14 protein-coding genes are annotated in these 16,128 nt (G+C 68.6%); 8 read left to right on the top strand and 6 right to left on the bottom strand.

Annotated features, from left to right (window positions below):
• Positions 1-34: 34 nt before the first annotated feature.
• Both NN4_RS07300 and NN4_RS07295 read left to right on the top strand, forming a co-directional pair.
• Positions 35-742, top strand: a complete 708-nt coding sequence (locus NN4_RS07300) for an ABC transporter ATP-binding protein (RefSeq protein ID WP_147129190.1) — start codon at positions 35-37, stop codon at positions 740-742.
• Positions 739-3,231, top strand: coding sequence for an ABC transporter permease (locus NN4_RS07295; RefSeq protein ID WP_147129189.1), 2,493 nt, complete (start codon positions 739-741; stop codon positions 3,229-3,231). Before NN4_RS07300 ends, NN4_RS07295 begins: the two co-directional genes overlap by 4 nt.
• Positions 3,232-3,241: 10 nt before the next feature.
• Here the strand turns inward: NN4_RS07295 and NN4_RS07290 are convergent, their stop codons facing one another.
• Positions 3,242-5,203, bottom strand: a complete 1,962-nt coding sequence (locus NN4_RS07290) for a serine/threonine-protein kinase (RefSeq protein WP_246180753.1) — start codon at positions 5,201-5,203, stop codon at positions 3,242-3,244.
• A 274-nt stretch (positions 5,204-5,477) separates the two neighbouring features.
• Here NN4_RS07290 and NN4_RS07285 point away from each other — a divergent pair, with 274 nt between their 5' ends.
• Entirely contained in the window at positions 5,478-6,377 is a 900-nt protein-coding gene (locus NN4_RS07285; RefSeq protein ID WP_246180752.1) for a serine hydrolase, read from the top strand.
• A 4-nt stretch (positions 6,378-6,381) separates the two neighbouring features.
• On the opposite strand, the gene NN4_RS07280 is transcribed toward NN4_RS07285, so the two are convergent.
• Positions 6,382-7,047, bottom strand: a complete 666-nt coding sequence (locus tag NN4_RS07280) for a response regulator (protein WP_135232589.1) — start codon at positions 7,045-7,047, stop codon at positions 6,382-6,384.
• A gap of 42 nt (positions 7,048-7,089) precedes the next feature.
• Complete coding sequence (locus NN4_RS07275; RefSeq protein ID WP_246180751.1) at positions 7,090-8,301, bottom strand: sensor histidine kinase; 1,212 nt, start codon at positions 8,299-8,301, stop codon at positions 7,090-7,092.
• A gap of 167 nt (positions 8,302-8,468) precedes the next feature.
• Between NN4_RS07275 and NN4_RS07270 the strand changes: the two genes are divergently transcribed.
• From NN4_RS07270 to NN4_RS07260, 3 genes are read left to right on the top strand one after another with little or no spacing between them, the layout of a single operon-like run.
• Positions 8,469-9,269: a hypothetical protein gene (locus NN4_RS07270; protein WP_246180750.1), complete on the top strand. Its 801-nt coding sequence runs from the start codon at positions 8,469-8,471 to the stop codon at positions 9,267-9,269.
• Positions 9,269-10,753, top strand: a complete 1,485-nt coding sequence (locus NN4_RS07265) for an alpha/beta-hydrolase family protein (RefSeq protein ID WP_246180749.1) — start codon at positions 9,269-9,271, stop codon at positions 10,751-10,753. The genes NN4_RS07270 and NN4_RS07265 overlap by 1 nt, the downstream gene beginning before the upstream one ends.
• Before the next feature lie 23 nt (positions 10,754-10,776).
• The gene (locus NN4_RS07260; RefSeq protein WP_147129187.1) at positions 10,777-11,220 is read left to right on the top strand and encodes an SRPBCC domain-containing protein; all 444 of its coding nucleotides are present in this window, start codon (positions 10,777-10,779) and stop codon (positions 11,218-11,220) included.
• A 355-nt stretch (positions 11,221-11,575) separates the two neighbouring features.
• Here NN4_RS07260 and NN4_RS46000 read toward each other — a convergent pair whose 3' ends face one another.
• Positions 11,576-11,716 carry a hypothetical protein gene (locus tag NN4_RS46000; protein ID WP_246180761.1) on the bottom strand — a complete coding sequence of 47 codons (141 nt, stop codon included), beginning with the start codon at positions 11,714-11,716 and terminating at the stop codon, positions 11,576-11,578.
• A gap of 265 nt (positions 11,717-11,981) precedes the next feature.
• Here NN4_RS46000 and NN4_RS07250 point away from each other — a divergent pair, with 265 nt between their 5' ends.
• A complete protein-coding gene (locus NN4_RS07250) occupies positions 11,982-12,827 on the top strand; it encodes an SDR family NAD(P)-dependent oxidoreductase (RefSeq protein ID WP_147129186.1) in 846 nt (281 codons plus the stop codon).
• 75 nt (positions 12,828-12,902) lie between these two features.
• On the opposite strand, the gene gatA is transcribed toward NN4_RS07250, so the two are convergent.
• Both gatA and gatC read right to left on the bottom strand, forming a co-directional pair.
• Positions 12,903-14,375: an Asp-tRNA(Asn)/Glu-tRNA(Gln) amidotransferase subunit GatA gene (gene gatA, locus NN4_RS07245; protein ID WP_147129185.1), complete on the bottom strand. Its 1,473-nt coding sequence runs from the start codon at positions 14,373-14,375 to the stop codon at positions 12,903-12,905.
• Positions 14,372-14,671 carry an Asp-tRNA(Asn)/Glu-tRNA(Gln) amidotransferase subunit GatC gene (gene gatC, locus NN4_RS07240; RefSeq protein ID WP_147129184.1) on the bottom strand — a complete coding sequence of 100 codons (300 nt, stop codon included), beginning with the start codon at positions 14,669-14,671 and terminating at the stop codon, positions 14,372-14,374. Before gatC ends, gatA begins: the two co-directional genes overlap by 4 nt.
• 485 nt (positions 14,672-15,156) lie before the next feature.
• Between gatC and NN4_RS07235 the strand changes: the two genes are divergently transcribed.
• Positions 15,157-15,807: an ACT domain-containing protein gene (locus tag NN4_RS07235; RefSeq protein WP_014987212.1), complete on the top strand. Its 651-nt coding sequence runs from the start codon at positions 15,157-15,159 to the stop codon at positions 15,805-15,807.
• Positions 15,808-16,128: the final 321 nt, after the last annotated feature.

The raw sequence follows: 16,128 nt of genomic DNA, 5'->3' as shown, positions 1-16,128 counted from the left end.
AACATCTGACCGACCGAACAGAGTGGGGGCAGCGATGCCGGATCCGGCGATGCTCGAATTATCCGACGTGACCAAGGAATACCGAGTCGGCGGGCAGGCGGTCCGCGCGCTGGACACGATCAGTCTGCGCATCGAGCCGGGCGAGTTCACCTCGATCATCGGGCCGTCCGGCTCCGGCAAGAGCACGCTGCTGCACCTGCTCGGTGCGCTGGACACTCCGGACGCGGGCTCGATCCTGTTCCAGGGCACCGAGATCGGCGGGATGGACGACGAGCGCCAGTCCGAGTTCCGCCGCCACCGGGTCGGTTTCATCTTCCAGTTCTTCAACCTGCTGCCCACATTGTCCGCGTGGGAGAACGTCGCGATCCCGAAGCTGCTGGACGGCACCGGGTTACGGAAAGCCAAGCCGCGCGCGCTGGAGCTGCTCGACCGCGTCGGGCTGAGCGATCGAGCGAGCCATCGGCCCGCCGAACTGTCCGGCGGTCAGATGCAGCGGGTCGCGGTGGCCCGGGCGATGATCATGGATCCGCCGTTGATCCTGGCCGACGAGCCCACCGGCAACCTGGATTCCAAGACCGGCGCATCCATCCTGGAGCTGCTCGGCGAGATCGCCGGTTCGGGTAATTCGGTGGTGATGGTGACCCACGACATGAGCGCGGTGACCTACTGCGACCGGGTGATCACGTTGCGCGACGGCAGGATCGGGTCCAACGATGCCGCCGAGCGGTCGGTCAGCGCATGATCGGCGCCGCATGGGATCGCTTGCGGCTGTTCAATATCGGGGAACTCCTCGTCCACCGCGGGCGCACCGCCCTGTCCCTCGTGGTGATGGGGGTATCGGCGGGGCTGCTCGTCGCGGTGCTGAGCATCTCCGGCTCGGTCACCGGGTCGGTGGATCGATTGACGCACAGCCTCGGCGGCCGGGCCGCGCTCGAGGTCACCGGCGTCACCGACGCGGGCTTCGATCAGCAACTGCTGCAACGTGTCGCGGCCACGCCCGGGGTGGACAAGGCGGTGCCGATGGTGCGCGCGCAGATCGGTTCGGGCGCGGACCGGGCCCTGCTGATCGGGGCCGATCAGAATATCGGCGCGCTGGGTGGCGAGCTGGCCGGGCCGATGACCGCGCACGTCGGCAAGCTGCTCACGGTGCCCAACGGTGTCCTGGTCGGTGCCGCCATGGGACATGCGGAGGGTGCGCGGTTCGCCCTGGGCTCCGAAACCGTCACCGTCGCAGGCGTTCTCGACGAGGAGACGTCTGAGCAGCTCAACGGCGGTCATCTCGTCGCCGCACCGCTCGGGCTCGCCCAGCAGGTCACCGGGCGGAGCGGCCGACTGGATTCCATTCAGGTCGTTCCGGCGCAGGGCATCTCGGTCGAGGCCTTGCGTGCCGAGCTCACCGAGGCCGTCGATGGTCGCGCGGTGGTCGCCGACCCGAGCCTGCGCACCGCCCAGGCAGGCAGCGCCGTGCAGCTGGTGCGGTACTCCACCATGATGGCTTCGGCTGCGGCGCTGATCGTTTCGGCCTTCCTCATCTACAACGCCATGAGCATGGCCATTGCCCAGCGCAGACCCATGCTGTCGCTGCTGCGGGCCATCGGCGGCAAGCGCGGGCCGATGGTGCGGGATCTGCTCGCGGAGGCCGCGCTGCTCGGCCTGCTCGGCGGCGCCGTCGGCGCGGTGCTCGGTATCTTCATGGGGCGCCTCGCGATCGACCAGTTGCCGGTCGCCATCATGTCGTCGGTGGAGGCGCGCACCGAGTATCTGGTGCCCGGCTACGCGATTCCGGTCGCTATCGCCGCCTGCGTGATCGCCAGCGTGATCGCCGCCGGGTTGGCCACCCGCCAGGTGTACAAGGTGGAGCCCATCGAGGCGTTGGTCCCGGTCGGTGTCAACAGTGCGGATACGACGAGCCCGCTGCTGCGCTGGGCCGCGGTCGTCGCGGGTCTCGGGCTGGCCGCGCTGGCGGTCGCGATCGCCACGGCGGACCTCGGCCGCTACTCGCTCGGCGCCATCTCGACCGCGTTCGTCGCGGCCATCGCGCTCTGTTTCGCCGCCACCGGTCCGCTCGTCCGAGCGGCAGCGACCATCTCGCGTGCGTTCGGTGCGCCCGGTGCGCTCGGCGCGACCACGCTGGAACGCGCACCGCGCCGGGTGTGGGCGACCGCGATGACCGTGCTGATCGGGGTTGCGGCGACCGTCGCGATGAGCGGGGCGTCGAACAATATGGTGGATTCGGCCACCACCACGTTCGACGACCTGGCCAGAACCGATCTGTACGTCAGCCCCGCCTCGAGGGCACAGTTTCCGACCGGCCCGCTGCTGCCCGCCGGACTAGCCGACCGGATCGCGGCGGTCCCCGGCGTGGCCGAGGTCAGTCCGGCCCAAATGGCTTTCGCCACCCTCGGCAGCGGCCGAGTGATGTTGCAGGGCTTCCCGCCCAGCGCCCGGCAGACCCGAATGCGCATGCTGGACGACGCGGTCGCCGCAGGGCTGTCCGCCGGTGCGGGCGTGGTGATCTCGCGTGACGTGGCGAAGTCGCTCGGCGTGGACGCCGGCGCCCAGCTGACCCTGCCCACCCCCACCGGCCCACGCACCGTCACTGTGCTGCAAGTGATTCCGTACTTCTCGGCGATCTCCGGCGTCGTGATGATGGATCTCGACCTGCTGCGCACGTGGTACGAGCGACCCGGCGAAACTATCGTCGCGGTGAACATCGCATCCGGCGCGGATCCCGCGGCCGTGCAGGCGGCGATCCGGCAACTGGTACCGCCGGAGATGCACGTGGACACCGGAGCCAACGCGGTCATCGCAGCCACCGCCAGCATCGAACAGGGCTCGGCGATGAGCAATGCCATCCTCTGGATCGTGGTGCTGGTGGCCACGGTGGCCCTGCTGAACACCTTGATGCTGTCGGTGCTCGAACGCCGCAGGGAACTCGGCGTGCTGCGGGCCATGGGCACCAGCCGCCAATTCCTGATGCGTTCGGTGCTCGCCGAGGCGGCGGGCATCGGATTGACCGGCGCGGCACTGGGTCTCGTCGTCGGCATCGCCGTGCAATACCTGGCTACCCTCGCCATGGCGCAAGCGCTCACCATCGACGTCGTCTACCAGCCGAGCCCGATGCTGCTGGTCTACGGAACCATCGCGCTCGCGCTCGCACTGCTCGGTTCGATCCCGCCCGCACTGCGGGCGGGACGGCTGCCGATCGTGGCGGCGCTGGCGGTCGACTGAATACCGTTGACTACAGCGGCAATCCGGTGAACCAGGTCTTGAACTTCTGCTGGGTCATGCCGAATCCGGATTCCGGCTGGCTGTCAGTGAGCGTCACCTTGGCGAAGAACAGGTAGTTCGACCGCGCCGGATCGGATTCGAAGCTCACCAGCAGGAACCCGTCGGGGAAGCCGCCGTCGGCCTTCTGCCACCGATAAGTGGTGTAGGACTTGCCGCCGTTGCGTTCGGTCGCCTTGGTGTTGGACGGCAGATCGCGCACTGCAGCCTTGGCATCCTCAGGCGTCTTGAAGGCGACCACAATGAAGTCCGGCTCGGCGATCGGCACGCCCCAGCAGTTCCAGCCCGTCTCCCACTTCGGGAAGGCGGGCACGTCGTCGTCGCTGGAGATCTTCTCGCCCGCCTTGGCGGTGTCCAGGAAGCAGGTCTTGTCGTGATAGCCCTTGCCGGTGCCGATTCCGTACTGGGTGTCGACGCCCTGCGGGAGGATCTTCGGGAAGGCCTTGGCGACGAGGGACGGATCGGCGGACGTGTCCGCCGTGGGGGGCTTACCGACGTCCAGCGGGGCCGCCGAGTCCGAATCCAGCAGTTTCATCAGCACAACCCCGGCGACCACCAGCACGACCACGACGGCCAGGGCGATCACCGCGACCAGGCCGGTGTTCGAGCGCCGGGCTTGCGGGCCGGGGTAGCCAGGGGCGGCACCCGACGGGCCGTAGCCCATCGGCGGGAAAGCTTGCCCGGCACCGGAATTGGGCGGATAGCCACCACCGGCCTGGCCCACCGGTGGAAACGACTGGTCAGCGCCGGAACTGGGCGCGTAGCCGCCGGCCTGACTCACCGGCGGGAAAGTCTGTCCGGCAGCGGAATTAGGCGGCGGATAGCCAACGCCGGCCTGGCTGACCGGCGCGAACGACTGTCCAGCAACGGACTGCTGCGGCGGCGTCGAATAGCCGGTTCCGGCGGACGGGAACTGTTGCCCGGCAACAGCACCCGCCGTGTACTGCGGCACAGCGTAGGTCGGGGCCGGGCCTGCGTACGAGGGTGGTGCCTGGTACGAACCCTGGCTCGGCGGCTGCGCCAGCACCGTCGGGGCAGGCGGCGCGGTGTACTGCACCGCGGTGGGCAACTGCGGCAGCTGCCCGGCGAGCGCTTGCTTTGCGGCAGTGGCGAAGTCGAGGCACGACGCGAACCGCTGATCGGGACGTTTCGCCATCGCCACCGCGATGACCGCGTCCAACGCGGGCGGCAGACCGGCCCGCAGCGCGGACGCGGACGGCGGCGGTAACTGCAGGTGCCCGCGGATGATGTCGGCCGGGGCGGGCGCGTCGAACGGCGCGACCCCGGTGAGCAACCAGTACAGCGCGCACGCCAGCGAGTACTGGTCGGAGCGGTGATCCAGGTGCGCGCCGGTCATCTGCTCCGGCGAGGCGTAGGCCAGGGTCGCGGTGAACATGCCGGTCTGCGTCAGGTGCGTGGAATCCTCGCGCAGCCGGGCGATGCCGAAGTCGGTGAGGAACACCCGCTCGCGATGCCCGCCGCTGGACCGGGCCAGCATGATGTTGGCCGGCTTCACGTCGCGGTGCAGCACGCCCATGCCATGCGCGTAATCCAGCGCCCCGGCGACGCCTTCGATGATCTGCACGGCCCGTTCCGGCGGCAGCTTCTGCGGCGTCACCGTCGCCGCGTCGATGCCGTCGACGTACTGCATGGAGATCCACAGCTGGTCGTCCTCGGTGCCGCGGTCGTACACCGCGACGATATTCGGATGATCGAGCTGGGCGGCCAGATCGGCTTCCCGCTCGAACCGCGCCCGCACCTCGGTATCGGTGAACAGCTCACGGTTGAGCAGTTTCAGCGCGGTCTGCCGTGGCAGCCTGGGATGGCGGGCCAGATACACCGAGCCCATGCCGCCCTGCCCGAGCAGCTTCTCGATGGTGAATCCGGCGAAAACCTCACCGCTGGTCAGCAACACGTTCCCTTCAGGTCGACCGCGGCCCCCGGATGTCACGTCCGAGCGCGTCACACAGAGCTTGGAGCATAACCGGTAACCCCGTGGCCACGCCGTTTCGAATTCTTACGGGAAATCGGTGAAACTATGGTGGAGACATCATGGTCACGTCAACGATCTATGACGCGTTCATAATGTCCGCACGCCCGGTTACCGATCGGGTCGACCGGATGAGCTAAATTTTGCACCGCCGACTGACAGCGATGACACGCAGAGCGGGTGGTGGGGAGGACGCGTGGTGAAGTCGACGGGAACCGGATCTGTGCTGCGCAGATTACTGCGCGGCACCGCCCTGGTCACCTTGCTCGCCTTGACCTCGTGCGCACTGCTCCCCGGCGACCGCAACCACAACGATCGGCCCGCTGTCGTCGTCGACACCGCCGGATCCTTCCGGCCCGGCCTCTCGGTGTCCATCCCCGATTCGCTGGCCGCCGACTTCACCCAGCTGCAACCGAGCCTCGGCGGGCAGGTCGGCCTGGCGATCATGCCGGTCGGCGGCGGCCGGATGACCATCTTCGGCGACTGGACCAGCGGCATCGCCTGGTCCACCATCAAGGTCCCGCTGGCCATCGCGGCGCTGCGGCACGACTCGGACCGCAGCATCCTCGAGGAGGCCGAGGCGGCCATCACCGTCTCCGACAACGATGCGGCCGAGCAACTCTGGCAATCGCTCGGCGACGGTCTGGAGGCCGCCCAGGCGGTGCAGGACGTGATCGACGAGGGCGGCGACTCCACGACCGGCGTGGCCGGGCCGCGAACCAGGTTGGACTACACGGCATTCGGGCAGACCGAGTGGACGCTGGCGAACCAGGTGCGGTTCGCCTCGCGGCTGCCGTGCCTGCCGCAGACGTCCGAGGTGACCGCGCTGATGTCGGAGATCACGCCCGAACAGTCCTGGGGGCTGGGCACTTTGCCGGGTGCCGCGTTCAAGGGCGGCTGGGGTCCCGACGACGACACCGGCATCTACACGGTCCGGCAATTCGGAGTGGTGCCGACGGAGTCCGGGATGGTCGCCGTAGCCCTTGCGGCGCAAGCCGATTCGGGGACCTACGACGACGCCACCGCCATCCTGAGCCGGCTGGCCGTGCTGCTCGGACGGCACCTGAACGAACTGCGCGGCGGCAGCTGCACGCCATGACCCGTCAGCCGGGCGTGACCAGTCCGGATTCGTAGGCCAGCACCACGGCCTGCGCCCGGTCGCGCAGGTTCAGCTTCGAAAAGACCTTGGAGACATGCGTTTTCACGGTCTGCTCGGCGACGAACAGCGATTCCGCGATCTCGGTGTTGGACATGCCCTTCGCGATCAACTCCAGCACCTCGCGCTCACGGGGCGTCAGCGAGGTCAGCGCGGGGGCCGGCTTCGCGCGGGCGGCGGAGCGGCGGCGGGTCACGTCGGCGATGAGGCGCCGGGTCACCGTCGGCGCCAACAAGGCCTGGCCGTCGGCGACCACCCGGACTGCACGCACCAACTCCTCGGCGGGCGCGTCCTTGAGCAGGAAGCCGCTGGCACCGATGCTCAGCGCCTCGTACACGTAGTCGTCGATGTCGAAGGTGGTGAGCATCAGCACCCGCACCGGCGGCTCGAACCCGGCGGCCAGGATGAGCCGCGCCGCGTCCAGTCCGTTCATCTCCGGCATGCGCACGTCCATCAGGACCACGTCGGGGCGCAGGCGCTTGGCCTCGGCCACCGCGATCTTCCCGTCCTGCGCGTCCCCCACCACGCTGATGTCGGGCTGGGCCGCGAGCAGCGCACCGAAGCCCTGCCGCACCATTGCCTGATCATCAGCGATCAACACCGTTATTGCCACCGCCCTACCCTAAGGGGAGGTAGTGCTCGACAGCGAGACGGTTCAGTTGGCGGCTTGCTCGACCAGGACCGGGTCCAGCGTCGTCGTCGGGTTGAGCGGAATCCGGGCGTGCACCTCGAAACCGCCGTCGGGGCGCGGACCCGCGGTCAGGTCGCCGCCGACGGCGAGTGCCCTGGCCTGCATGCCCGCGATGCCGTGGCCGCCGTTGCCGACCGGGCGAGCGACCGTGGCGGTGGGGCCGTTGCCGACGACAAGCTCCACGAGCGGGCCGACGCGCAGGTGCACCTGGACCGGCGCCTCCGGTGCGTGCCGTGACGCATTCGACAGCGACTCCTGGGTGATCCGGTACAGGGCCAGGCCTGCGCCGTCGGGGACGGTCTCGAGCTCGCCGTCGATCGTCCAGGCGATCCGCACCCCCGCCCGCAGCGCGCCCTCGAACAGGCTCGGCACATCGGTGGCCTTCGGCTGCGGGGTGTGCTCGGGCGCCTGGCCGTCGCTGCGCAGCACGCCGAGCATGCCGCGGATCTCGTTGAGCGCCTCGCGGGCGGTGGCGCCGATGGATTCGAATTCGGCACGAGCGGCCGGGGTTACGCCCTCCACCCGGTACGGCGCGGTCTGCGCCTGCACCACCACCAGCGACATGTGATGCGCGACCACGTCGTGCAGGTCGCGGGCGATGCGCGCCTTCTCTTCGAGGATCACCCGGCGGGCCCGCTCGACCTCGTTCTCCTCTTCCTGGCGCACCAACTGCTTGCGTGACTGCACCAGCCACCGCACGAGCAGGCCGAACAACACCACCGCGCCGAGCGCGATCGGCCAGCCCCACACCGAACTCGCCACACCGCCCTCGTTCGACATCGTGGTGCCGAGCAGCAGCGAGGTCGCGACCCAGGCGACGCCGATGATCGGCACCGTCGTCCGCACCGCCACCGCGAGCAGCAGCACGAACAGCGACAGGATGTGCACGACCTGCATCGGCATGTCGTTGTTCGGCTGGTGCGGGATCGCCAGGGCGATGAGCATGCCGGAGCCCGCCGAGATCGCCCAGCCCAGCGCCGGATTGATCCGGACCAGCAGCACCGGGAACGCGGCGAGCGCCGCCATGAACGGCTGCACCGCGGGCGGCACCGCATGGGTGATGTGCAGGGTCGGCCAGGCCACCGTGAAGAAGATGAGGGCGACGACCACGGTGGCGGAGTCGAACCACATCTGGGCGCTCATTTGCCGGACCCAGGCACGGCTCTGCTGCTTCATAGTTACGACCCTAGAAAGTCCAGCGTGCTACCACGTCATACCCCCGGGTGATTTCGCACCCCGTACCCAGGTGGGAGGGCATGGCCGGGCTCCCCCGGGGGCATGTCCCCGTAAACCGGTCTCCGGCGTGAGGCCCACGAGCGGGTCGGATTCCTAGCGTCTAGCTCATGAGCACACCGACCACCGCAGGACCCGCAACGGCGCGGTCCGCACAGGCCGCAGGCGCCCCCCGTTCTTCCTCCGCCGCAACCGGTTCCGTGACTTCCGCGACGCGGCGGGCGGCGGCACTGACCGCCGCGGCACTGACCACCATGGCCGCCGCCGTGTTCCTGGCGCCCGCACCGCACGCCGCGGCGGCGAGCGCGTCCGCACCGGTCGAGAACGCGGTGGCGGGTGCGGCGGTGGCCGACCTGACCTCGGGCGGTCCCGGTTCCCCCGCCGCCATGCCGGACGACTTCGCCGCACAATTCGGGTATCGGCCGAGCGCCGTCGACGGATTGCTGGCGAACCCGCAGGGTGACTGCTCATCGCCGGTGACCTTGCCCGTGGAGTTCGAGACGGCGTGCAAGGCGCACGACCTGGGGTATGACCTGCTGCGCTATGCCGAGCAGCGCGGTGAACCGCTCGGGCCGTGGGCGCGGCAGGCGTTGGACAGCACGCTCGATCGGCATATGCACGAGTCGTGCGAGAGCCGGGCGGATCCGTTCTCGCGGACCAGGTGCAATGCCATGGCGGCGATTGCGAGCACGTTCGTGGATCTGAATTCGCGTCGGCAGGGCTATGGGGCGCCCGTAGTGGAGTCGACGTTCGGTGCGGCCGACGCCGATTCGGCGACGAACTGGCAGTTGCTCGGGGTGGTCGGTGCCGGGGTGGCCGGGCTCGGTGCGGTGCTCACGATGCGGCGGGCGACGCAGACTGCCGGTGTTCCCTGGTCGATGAAAGCTACTGCGGTACAGGGGGTTCAGTGATGACCAGCACACTGTCGAGAGCTGTCGACACCGAAGTCATGGACGATGCGCTTGCCGACGGGGCAGTGCTGGGCTTCGATGACCTGCGGGCACGCAGGCGGCACGGTGCGGTCCGCCGGAAGTTGAGCACCGCGCTATCGGCTGCGGCACAACGGTTCTCGGTGCCGCGTGCCGGTACTACGGTGGCGATCGGCGTGGGCACGCTGGTCTCCCTCGCTCCGGGACTGCTGCCGCGGACGCCTGGGGCGCAGGCGATATTGACCGGATTACTCGTGGTGCTTTCGTTGGGTATTGCCGGGCTCGCTCGGTTCGTGGTGCGGCGCTCCGGTTTCGATGTCGATCACAAGCTGGCGCGGGCCCGGCTACCGTTGCTGATCGGGACCGTCTCGCTGGTTCTCGGCGCGGTAGTACTGGCCGGGGATTGGCAGAACTCGTTGCGGGCGGCCATGAGTACGGCGCCGATCGGGGCAGGTTACTGGCTGCGGTGGCTGATCGAATCGGTGCTGATCGTCGGCGTGCTGCTGGGAATCACCCGTTCGATCGGGTGGGTACTCCGCAAACTCGGCTGGGCGCGGGGGTTTTCGCTGGCCGTGGTCGTGGCGGGGTTCCTGTATCTCGTCGCGGCACCAGCGGCGGTGGGTTGGCGGCAGGCCGCCTACGCCGGTGCCAATGCCGCGCTGGATCCGGCTCTGGTGCAGCCGGACTCGGGCGCCAGGTCCGGTAGTGCGGCATCGGCCGTGAGCTGGTCTTCGCTCGGTGCCGAGGGACGCAAATTCGTCAGTGGTGCGCCTGCCGGGCCGCCCCGGGTATACGTCGGGGTGGAGTCGGCGCCGGATCTGGATTCCCGTGTCGCGCTGGCCGTTCGGGAGTTGGAACGCTCCGGCGGTTTCGAGCGGTCGAACCTGGTGGTGATGGTGCCGACCGGTTCGGGCTGGATCGACAGCAACGCGGTGCGCGGCTTCGATCAACGCTTCGGTGGCGACGTCGCCCTCGTCGGCTTGCAGTACTCCTACGCACCCAGCTGGGTGACCTTCGTCTTCGGCCGCGACGATGCCGTCGATGCCGCGCGGGCGCTGTTCACCGCCGTGGAGGACCGGATCCGCACGCTCGAGCACAAGCCCGAGCTCTACCTGTACGGGCAGAGCCTCGGCGCGATCGGCGGCAGCTCGGTCTTCGCCGACGACGCCGATCAGGATCGTCGCACCTGCGCCACGCTCTGGGCCGGACCGCCCGCCGGGCAGGTCCATCGCGCAGGCGCGACCGTGCTGGCCAACACCTCGGACCCGGTGGTCCACTGGTCCCCCGCCTTGCTGTGGCGCGCACCCGACCTGACCGGCGCCCGCACGGATGCGCCACTGCCCCAGTGGCTTCCGGTGGTCAGCTTCGTGCAGGCGACCGCCGACCTGCTCGCCGCACTGAACGCGCCCGCGGGACACGGTCACCGCTACGGCACCGATCAGGGCACCGCCATGGGCAGCTGCTGACATAGAACGTGTTCTAATTGGACATGGCCTTTGTCATCGACGCCACCGTGGACATCGACGCGCCCGCCGAGCTCGTCTGGCAGGTGATCACCGACTTTCCTCGCTACGGCGAGTGGAACCCCTTCGTCAGCGAATGCCGCAGCTCGCTGGTGCCCGGCGAGCCGATCGACATGGTCGTCCACCTCGGACCGCGACCGCGTCGGCAGCGCGAATGGATCCGCTCGCACACACCGGGGCACGAGTTGAGCTATTCGATGAAGCCGGTGCCGCTGGGCACGCTCAGCAGTCTCCGCTCGCACACGATCACACCGATCGACGGGGACCGCACTCGGTACGAGTCCCACTTCGAGCTGAACGGCTGGTTGCGACCGGTGGTGGTGGCGTTGCTCGGCAAGCACCTCCAGCGCGGTTTCGCCGGGATGACCGCGGGGGTCAAGGAGCGCGCGGAGTCTCTGCGCGCCAGCTGAACCCGCCCAGCACGGCCACATGGGGCCCGCTATGCCCTGCACTGGGTGGCCCGCAGAGCTCGCCGGACCTGACGCTCAGCGCGCCAGTTCGCGGAGCGGCCAGGCCGCCGAACTGCGGAGTCGCGAGACATTACCCCCGGCGCTCGGCGCAGTCAGGCGCGGAGGTGGGCGAAGGCCGCGGCGAGGGCGGCGTCGACGTAGGACTCGGTGAGGCCGCCCGAGGCCTAGGGACCAGCGGCTCCGGATCGGGCCGAGTAGGAGGTCGGTGGCCAAGGCGTCCGCGGTAGCCGGCACCGATTTCCGGGTCCTGCTGGATCTCGATGCACGCCGAGCGGAGGAAGATTCGAAGCCGGGCTCAGTGGAGGGCGGTGATCGAGCCGCACAGCTGGGCGCGCAGGTCGGCGGCGATGTCGCCGGTGTTCGGGAGAGCCAGACCGTGCGGGCCCGCGTCGAGTTCGAGCATGGCGTCGAAGACGACCGCGCCCTGTGCGGCCACCAGCGGTAGATGGCCTGTTTGCCGACGCCCGCGCGGGCCGCGATCGCCTCGACGGTGAGCTTCGCGTAGGACACCTCGCGAAAGTGCTCGGTGGCGGCGGCGATGATCGCGGCCCGAGCGCGTTCGCTGCGGCGGGTGGCGCTGGGTGTCCGGCATGCGACCAGGCCAACACGAACGAGACGATACGTCTCGTATTGACAACGTCGAATCGGCGATGCATTCTCTTCAAACGAGACGGAGCGTCTCGCGACGAAAGGATCTCCCCATGACCAGAACTTGGCTCATCACCGGCGCCAACCGCGGACTCGGCCGGGCCTTCACGCTGGCCGCGCTCGCCGAGGGTGACCGCGTCGTCGCGACCGCTCGCGACCCGCGGTCCATGGCCGATCTGGCCCAGGATCGACTGACCGTGCTGCCGTTGGACGTTCGCGGACGCGAAGACGTAATCGACACCGTGGACGAAGCTTTCGCACTGATGGGCACGATCGACGTGATCGTGAACAACGCAGGCTACGGCCTGGTCGGCGCGATCGAGGAATTGACCGAGTCCCAGATCCGCGATCAGATGGACACCAATTTCTATGGTGCCCTGTGGGTTTCGCAAGCAGCCGTGCCGCACCTGCGCGCGCAGGGCTCCGGCCACATCGTGCAGATCTCGACGGTCGGCGCGGTGGGCAGCCTTCCGCTGTTCGGCATGTACAACGCGAGCAAATGGGCACTGGAAGGATTCAGCGCGTCGCTCGCCGACGAGCTGCGTCCTTTCGGCATCGCCGTAACCCTCGCGCAGATGGGCGGTTTCGACACCGACTGGGCGAAGACGAGCATGAAGTTCGGCACCGCGCTACCCGCCTACGAGCAGGTGCGCACCGCGATCCTCGGCATGCCGGACTACCCGGACCCGAGCGCGCCGCCGCCGGCCACCGACTATGAATCCGAATGGCAGGAGGCCGCACCGGAAGTCGGCGCGGCGGGGCTCATCGAGCTGGTGAACATGCCCAACCCGCCGATCCGCAAGATCATCGGGCCCGGCGCGCAGCAGATGGTCTCGATGGCGTTGGATCAGCGCCGTCAGGACTATCTGACGGATCCCGAATTCACCTGGCCTGTCTAACTATTGAGCGCCAGGACTTCGCACACCCGGCAGCTGGCTGTCCGGTGTGCGAAGTCCTAGGCGGGTGAAAGCAGGTCAGGCGATGGCGCCGCGGGCAGCTTCGTAGGCGGCACCGACGCGGTACAACCGGTCGTCGGCCAGTGCGGGAGCCATGATCTGCAGGCCGACCGGCATGCCGTCGTCCTTGCTCAGCCCGGACGGCACCGACATGGCGGGGTGGCCCGCCATGTTGGTGGGCAGGGTGCACAGGTCGGACAGGTACATGGCCAGCGGGTCGTCGACCTTCTCACCCAGTTTCCACGGGGTGAACGGACTCGTCGGGGAGACCAGCACGTCGACCTGTTCGTAGGCCTTGTCGAAGTCGCGCGCGATCAGCGTGCGGACCTTGAGCGCCTGACCGTAGTAGGCGTCGTAGTAACCCGCGGACAGCGCATAGGTGCCGATCATGATACGGCGCTTGACTTCCGGGCCGAACCCGGCGGCACGGGTGGCCGCCATGACCTGCTCGGCGCTGTGCTGCCCGTCGTCGTCGACGCGCATGCCGTAGCGCATCGCGTCGAACCGGGCCAGGTTCGAGGACACCTCCGACGGCATCACCAGGTAGTAGGCCGACAGCGCGTAATCGAAGTTCGGGCACGACACCTCGATCACCTCGGCGCCGAGTTCCTTCAGCACCGCTACGGCGGCGTCGAAGGATTCGAGCACGCCCGGCTGGTAGCTGTCGGAGTGAAGTTCCTTCACCACACCGACTTTCAGGCCACTCAGGTCACCCTTGGCGCCCTCGCGAGCGGCGGCGACCACCGCGGGCACCGGCACATTGCGCGAGGTGGAATCGCGTGGATCGTGTCCCGCGATCACCTCGTGCAGCAGGGCCGTGTCCAGCACGGTGCGTCCGCAGGGACCACCTTGATCCAGCGAGGACGCACACGCGACCAGCCCGTACCGGGACACCGTGCCGTACGTCGGCTTCGTACCGACCGTGGCGGTGACCGAGGCGGGCTGCCGGATCGACCCGCCCGTGTCCGTGCCGATCGCCAACGGCGCCTGATGCGACGCCAGCGCCGCCGCCGAACCACCACCCGAGCCACCCGGAACCCGGGTGACATCCCACGGGTTGCGGGTCGGGCCGTAGGCGGAGTTCTCGGTGGACGAACCCATCGCGAACTCGTCCATGTTGGTCTTGCCGAGGATCGGGATGCCCGCCGCGCGCAACCGGGTGGTCAGCGTCGCGTCGTAGGGCGATACCCAGCCCTCGAGGATCTTCGACCCGCAGGTGGTCGGCATGTCGGTGGTGGTGAAAACGTCCTTGAGCGCCAACGGAACTCCGGCCAGCGGCGAGGCGGGCGCGGTGCCGGAGCCGATCGCGGAGTCCACGGCTGCGGCGGCTTCGAGAGCCTGCTCCCCCGCCACGTGCAGGAAAGCGTGGTACTCGCCGTCGACCTCGGAGATCCGATCCAGGTGCGCCTGGGTGACCTCGACCGAGGACACCTCGCCGCCGTGGATCTTGTCGGCCAATTCGGCAGCCGACAGACTGGTCAAGTCGGTCATTCGGCCTCTCCCAAGATCTGCGGAACCACGAACTTCTGCTCCTCGGCCGCGGGCGCGCCGGACAGCGCCTCCTGCGGGGTCAGGCAGGGCACGACCACGTCGGGACGGGTCACGTTGGTCGTCGGGTTCGGCGACGCGGTGGCCGGGACATCGGCGGCGGCGACCTCGGAAATGATCCGCACGTGGCTCAGGATCGAATCCAGCTGACCGGCGAACTGATCCAGTTCGGCTTCGGACAGCGCGAGCCGGGACAGCCGGGCGAGGTGTGCTACCTCGTCACGGGAGATGGCGGGCACCGCGGGACCCCTTTCGGCTTCGGTTTCAACAGTTGGGATCGCGTCACAGAGACGCAATAGGATACGACGCATCCGATCGGCTACATCTGATCCGATCCCACAGCCTAGCCACCGACAGCGCGGCCACACCGGCCGCCCATGTCTCGGCCAGCGAGATCGCGTCGCAGGGACGCAATACGATACGACGTATCCGATCGGATATGACCTATCGGATCGAGGCGGACCGACCATCGCGACAGCGGGACACCCGCCGCCGATGTCTCCGCCCAGCGGTAGGCTGGTCGGGCCTCCCACGGTGCTGATCCGATTACCGGATTCGACGACACGGTTTCCCAACTAGCTCGACACGCCGTATTGTCACGAAATCGCCGCGTGGCGTACATCACTGGCCGCACTTCCAGTCGATTACTGGGGCGGGGGAGTGTAAGGATTGCGTGACCCGGGTATTCGTTCAGAGCCTCGGCCGCTTTAGGAAAGGAACGCACGTGTCGTATCTGCTCCGCGTGCAACTTCCGGATCGACCGGGAAGCCTCGGCGCACTCGCGCTCGCACTCGGCTCCGTCGGCGCCGACATTCTCTCGCTGGATGTGGTCGAACGCGGCGCCGGTTTCGCCGTCGACGACCTCGTCGTCGAGGTGCCCCAGGGCGCGCTACCCGACACCCTCATCACCGCCGCCGAATCGATCGGCGATGTGCGGGTCGACTCCATCCGTCCGTACTCCGGCGTGCTCGACACCCACCGCGAACTCGAACTCATCGACCAGGTGGCCAGCGCCAAGGACGACCGGCTGCAGGTGCTCGTCGACGGCGTGCCCCGGGTGCTGCGCGTCGGCTGGAGCACCATCATCGACATGGGTCCGCAAGGCGCCTACCGCGTGGTCGGCAGCCCGAGTGCCCCGGAGACACAAGCAGGTTCGGCACCATGGATGCCGCTGGAGAAGCCCGCCATCCTCGACCCCGAATCCGAATGGGTCCCCGAGATCTGGCGCGACATGGACACCAAACTCGCCGCCGCCCCCCTCGGCAACACCGGCAAGGTTTTGCTCCTCGGCCGCCCCGGCGGGCCGGATTTCCGCCCTTCGGAAGTTGCCCGCCTCGGGTACCTCGCCGGAATCGTCGCCACCGTTCTGGGGTAGCTCCCGCGAGTGGCACATGGCTGCGGCGAAACGCGGGAAGCACTCAACATCGTGTGCCACTCACCAACCAGTTCAGCCCACAGGCAAACAGCGTGCGCGAGTACCACATGGCTGCGGCAAATCGCGAGATCCACTCACCGTGGTGCGCCACTCATCGGTTCAGCCTGTACGCAATCCACGCGCGAATGGGACGTAGCTGCGGCACAGTACGAGTAGCGGCGACCCGGCGCAGGAAATGCTGCGCCGTACGGGACATCAGGGCGCGGAAGTGCGAGTGACGATGACGTCATGTCCCGTTCGGCACCACAGCGCGCGCACCTC

Source organism: Nocardia ninae NBRC 108245 (genome assembly GCF_007990755.1).
Lineage (GTDB): Bacteria > Actinomycetota > Actinomycetes > Mycobacteriales > Mycobacteriaceae > Nocardia > Nocardia ninae.
This window is presented reverse-complemented; position numbering and strand designations above follow the sequence as displayed.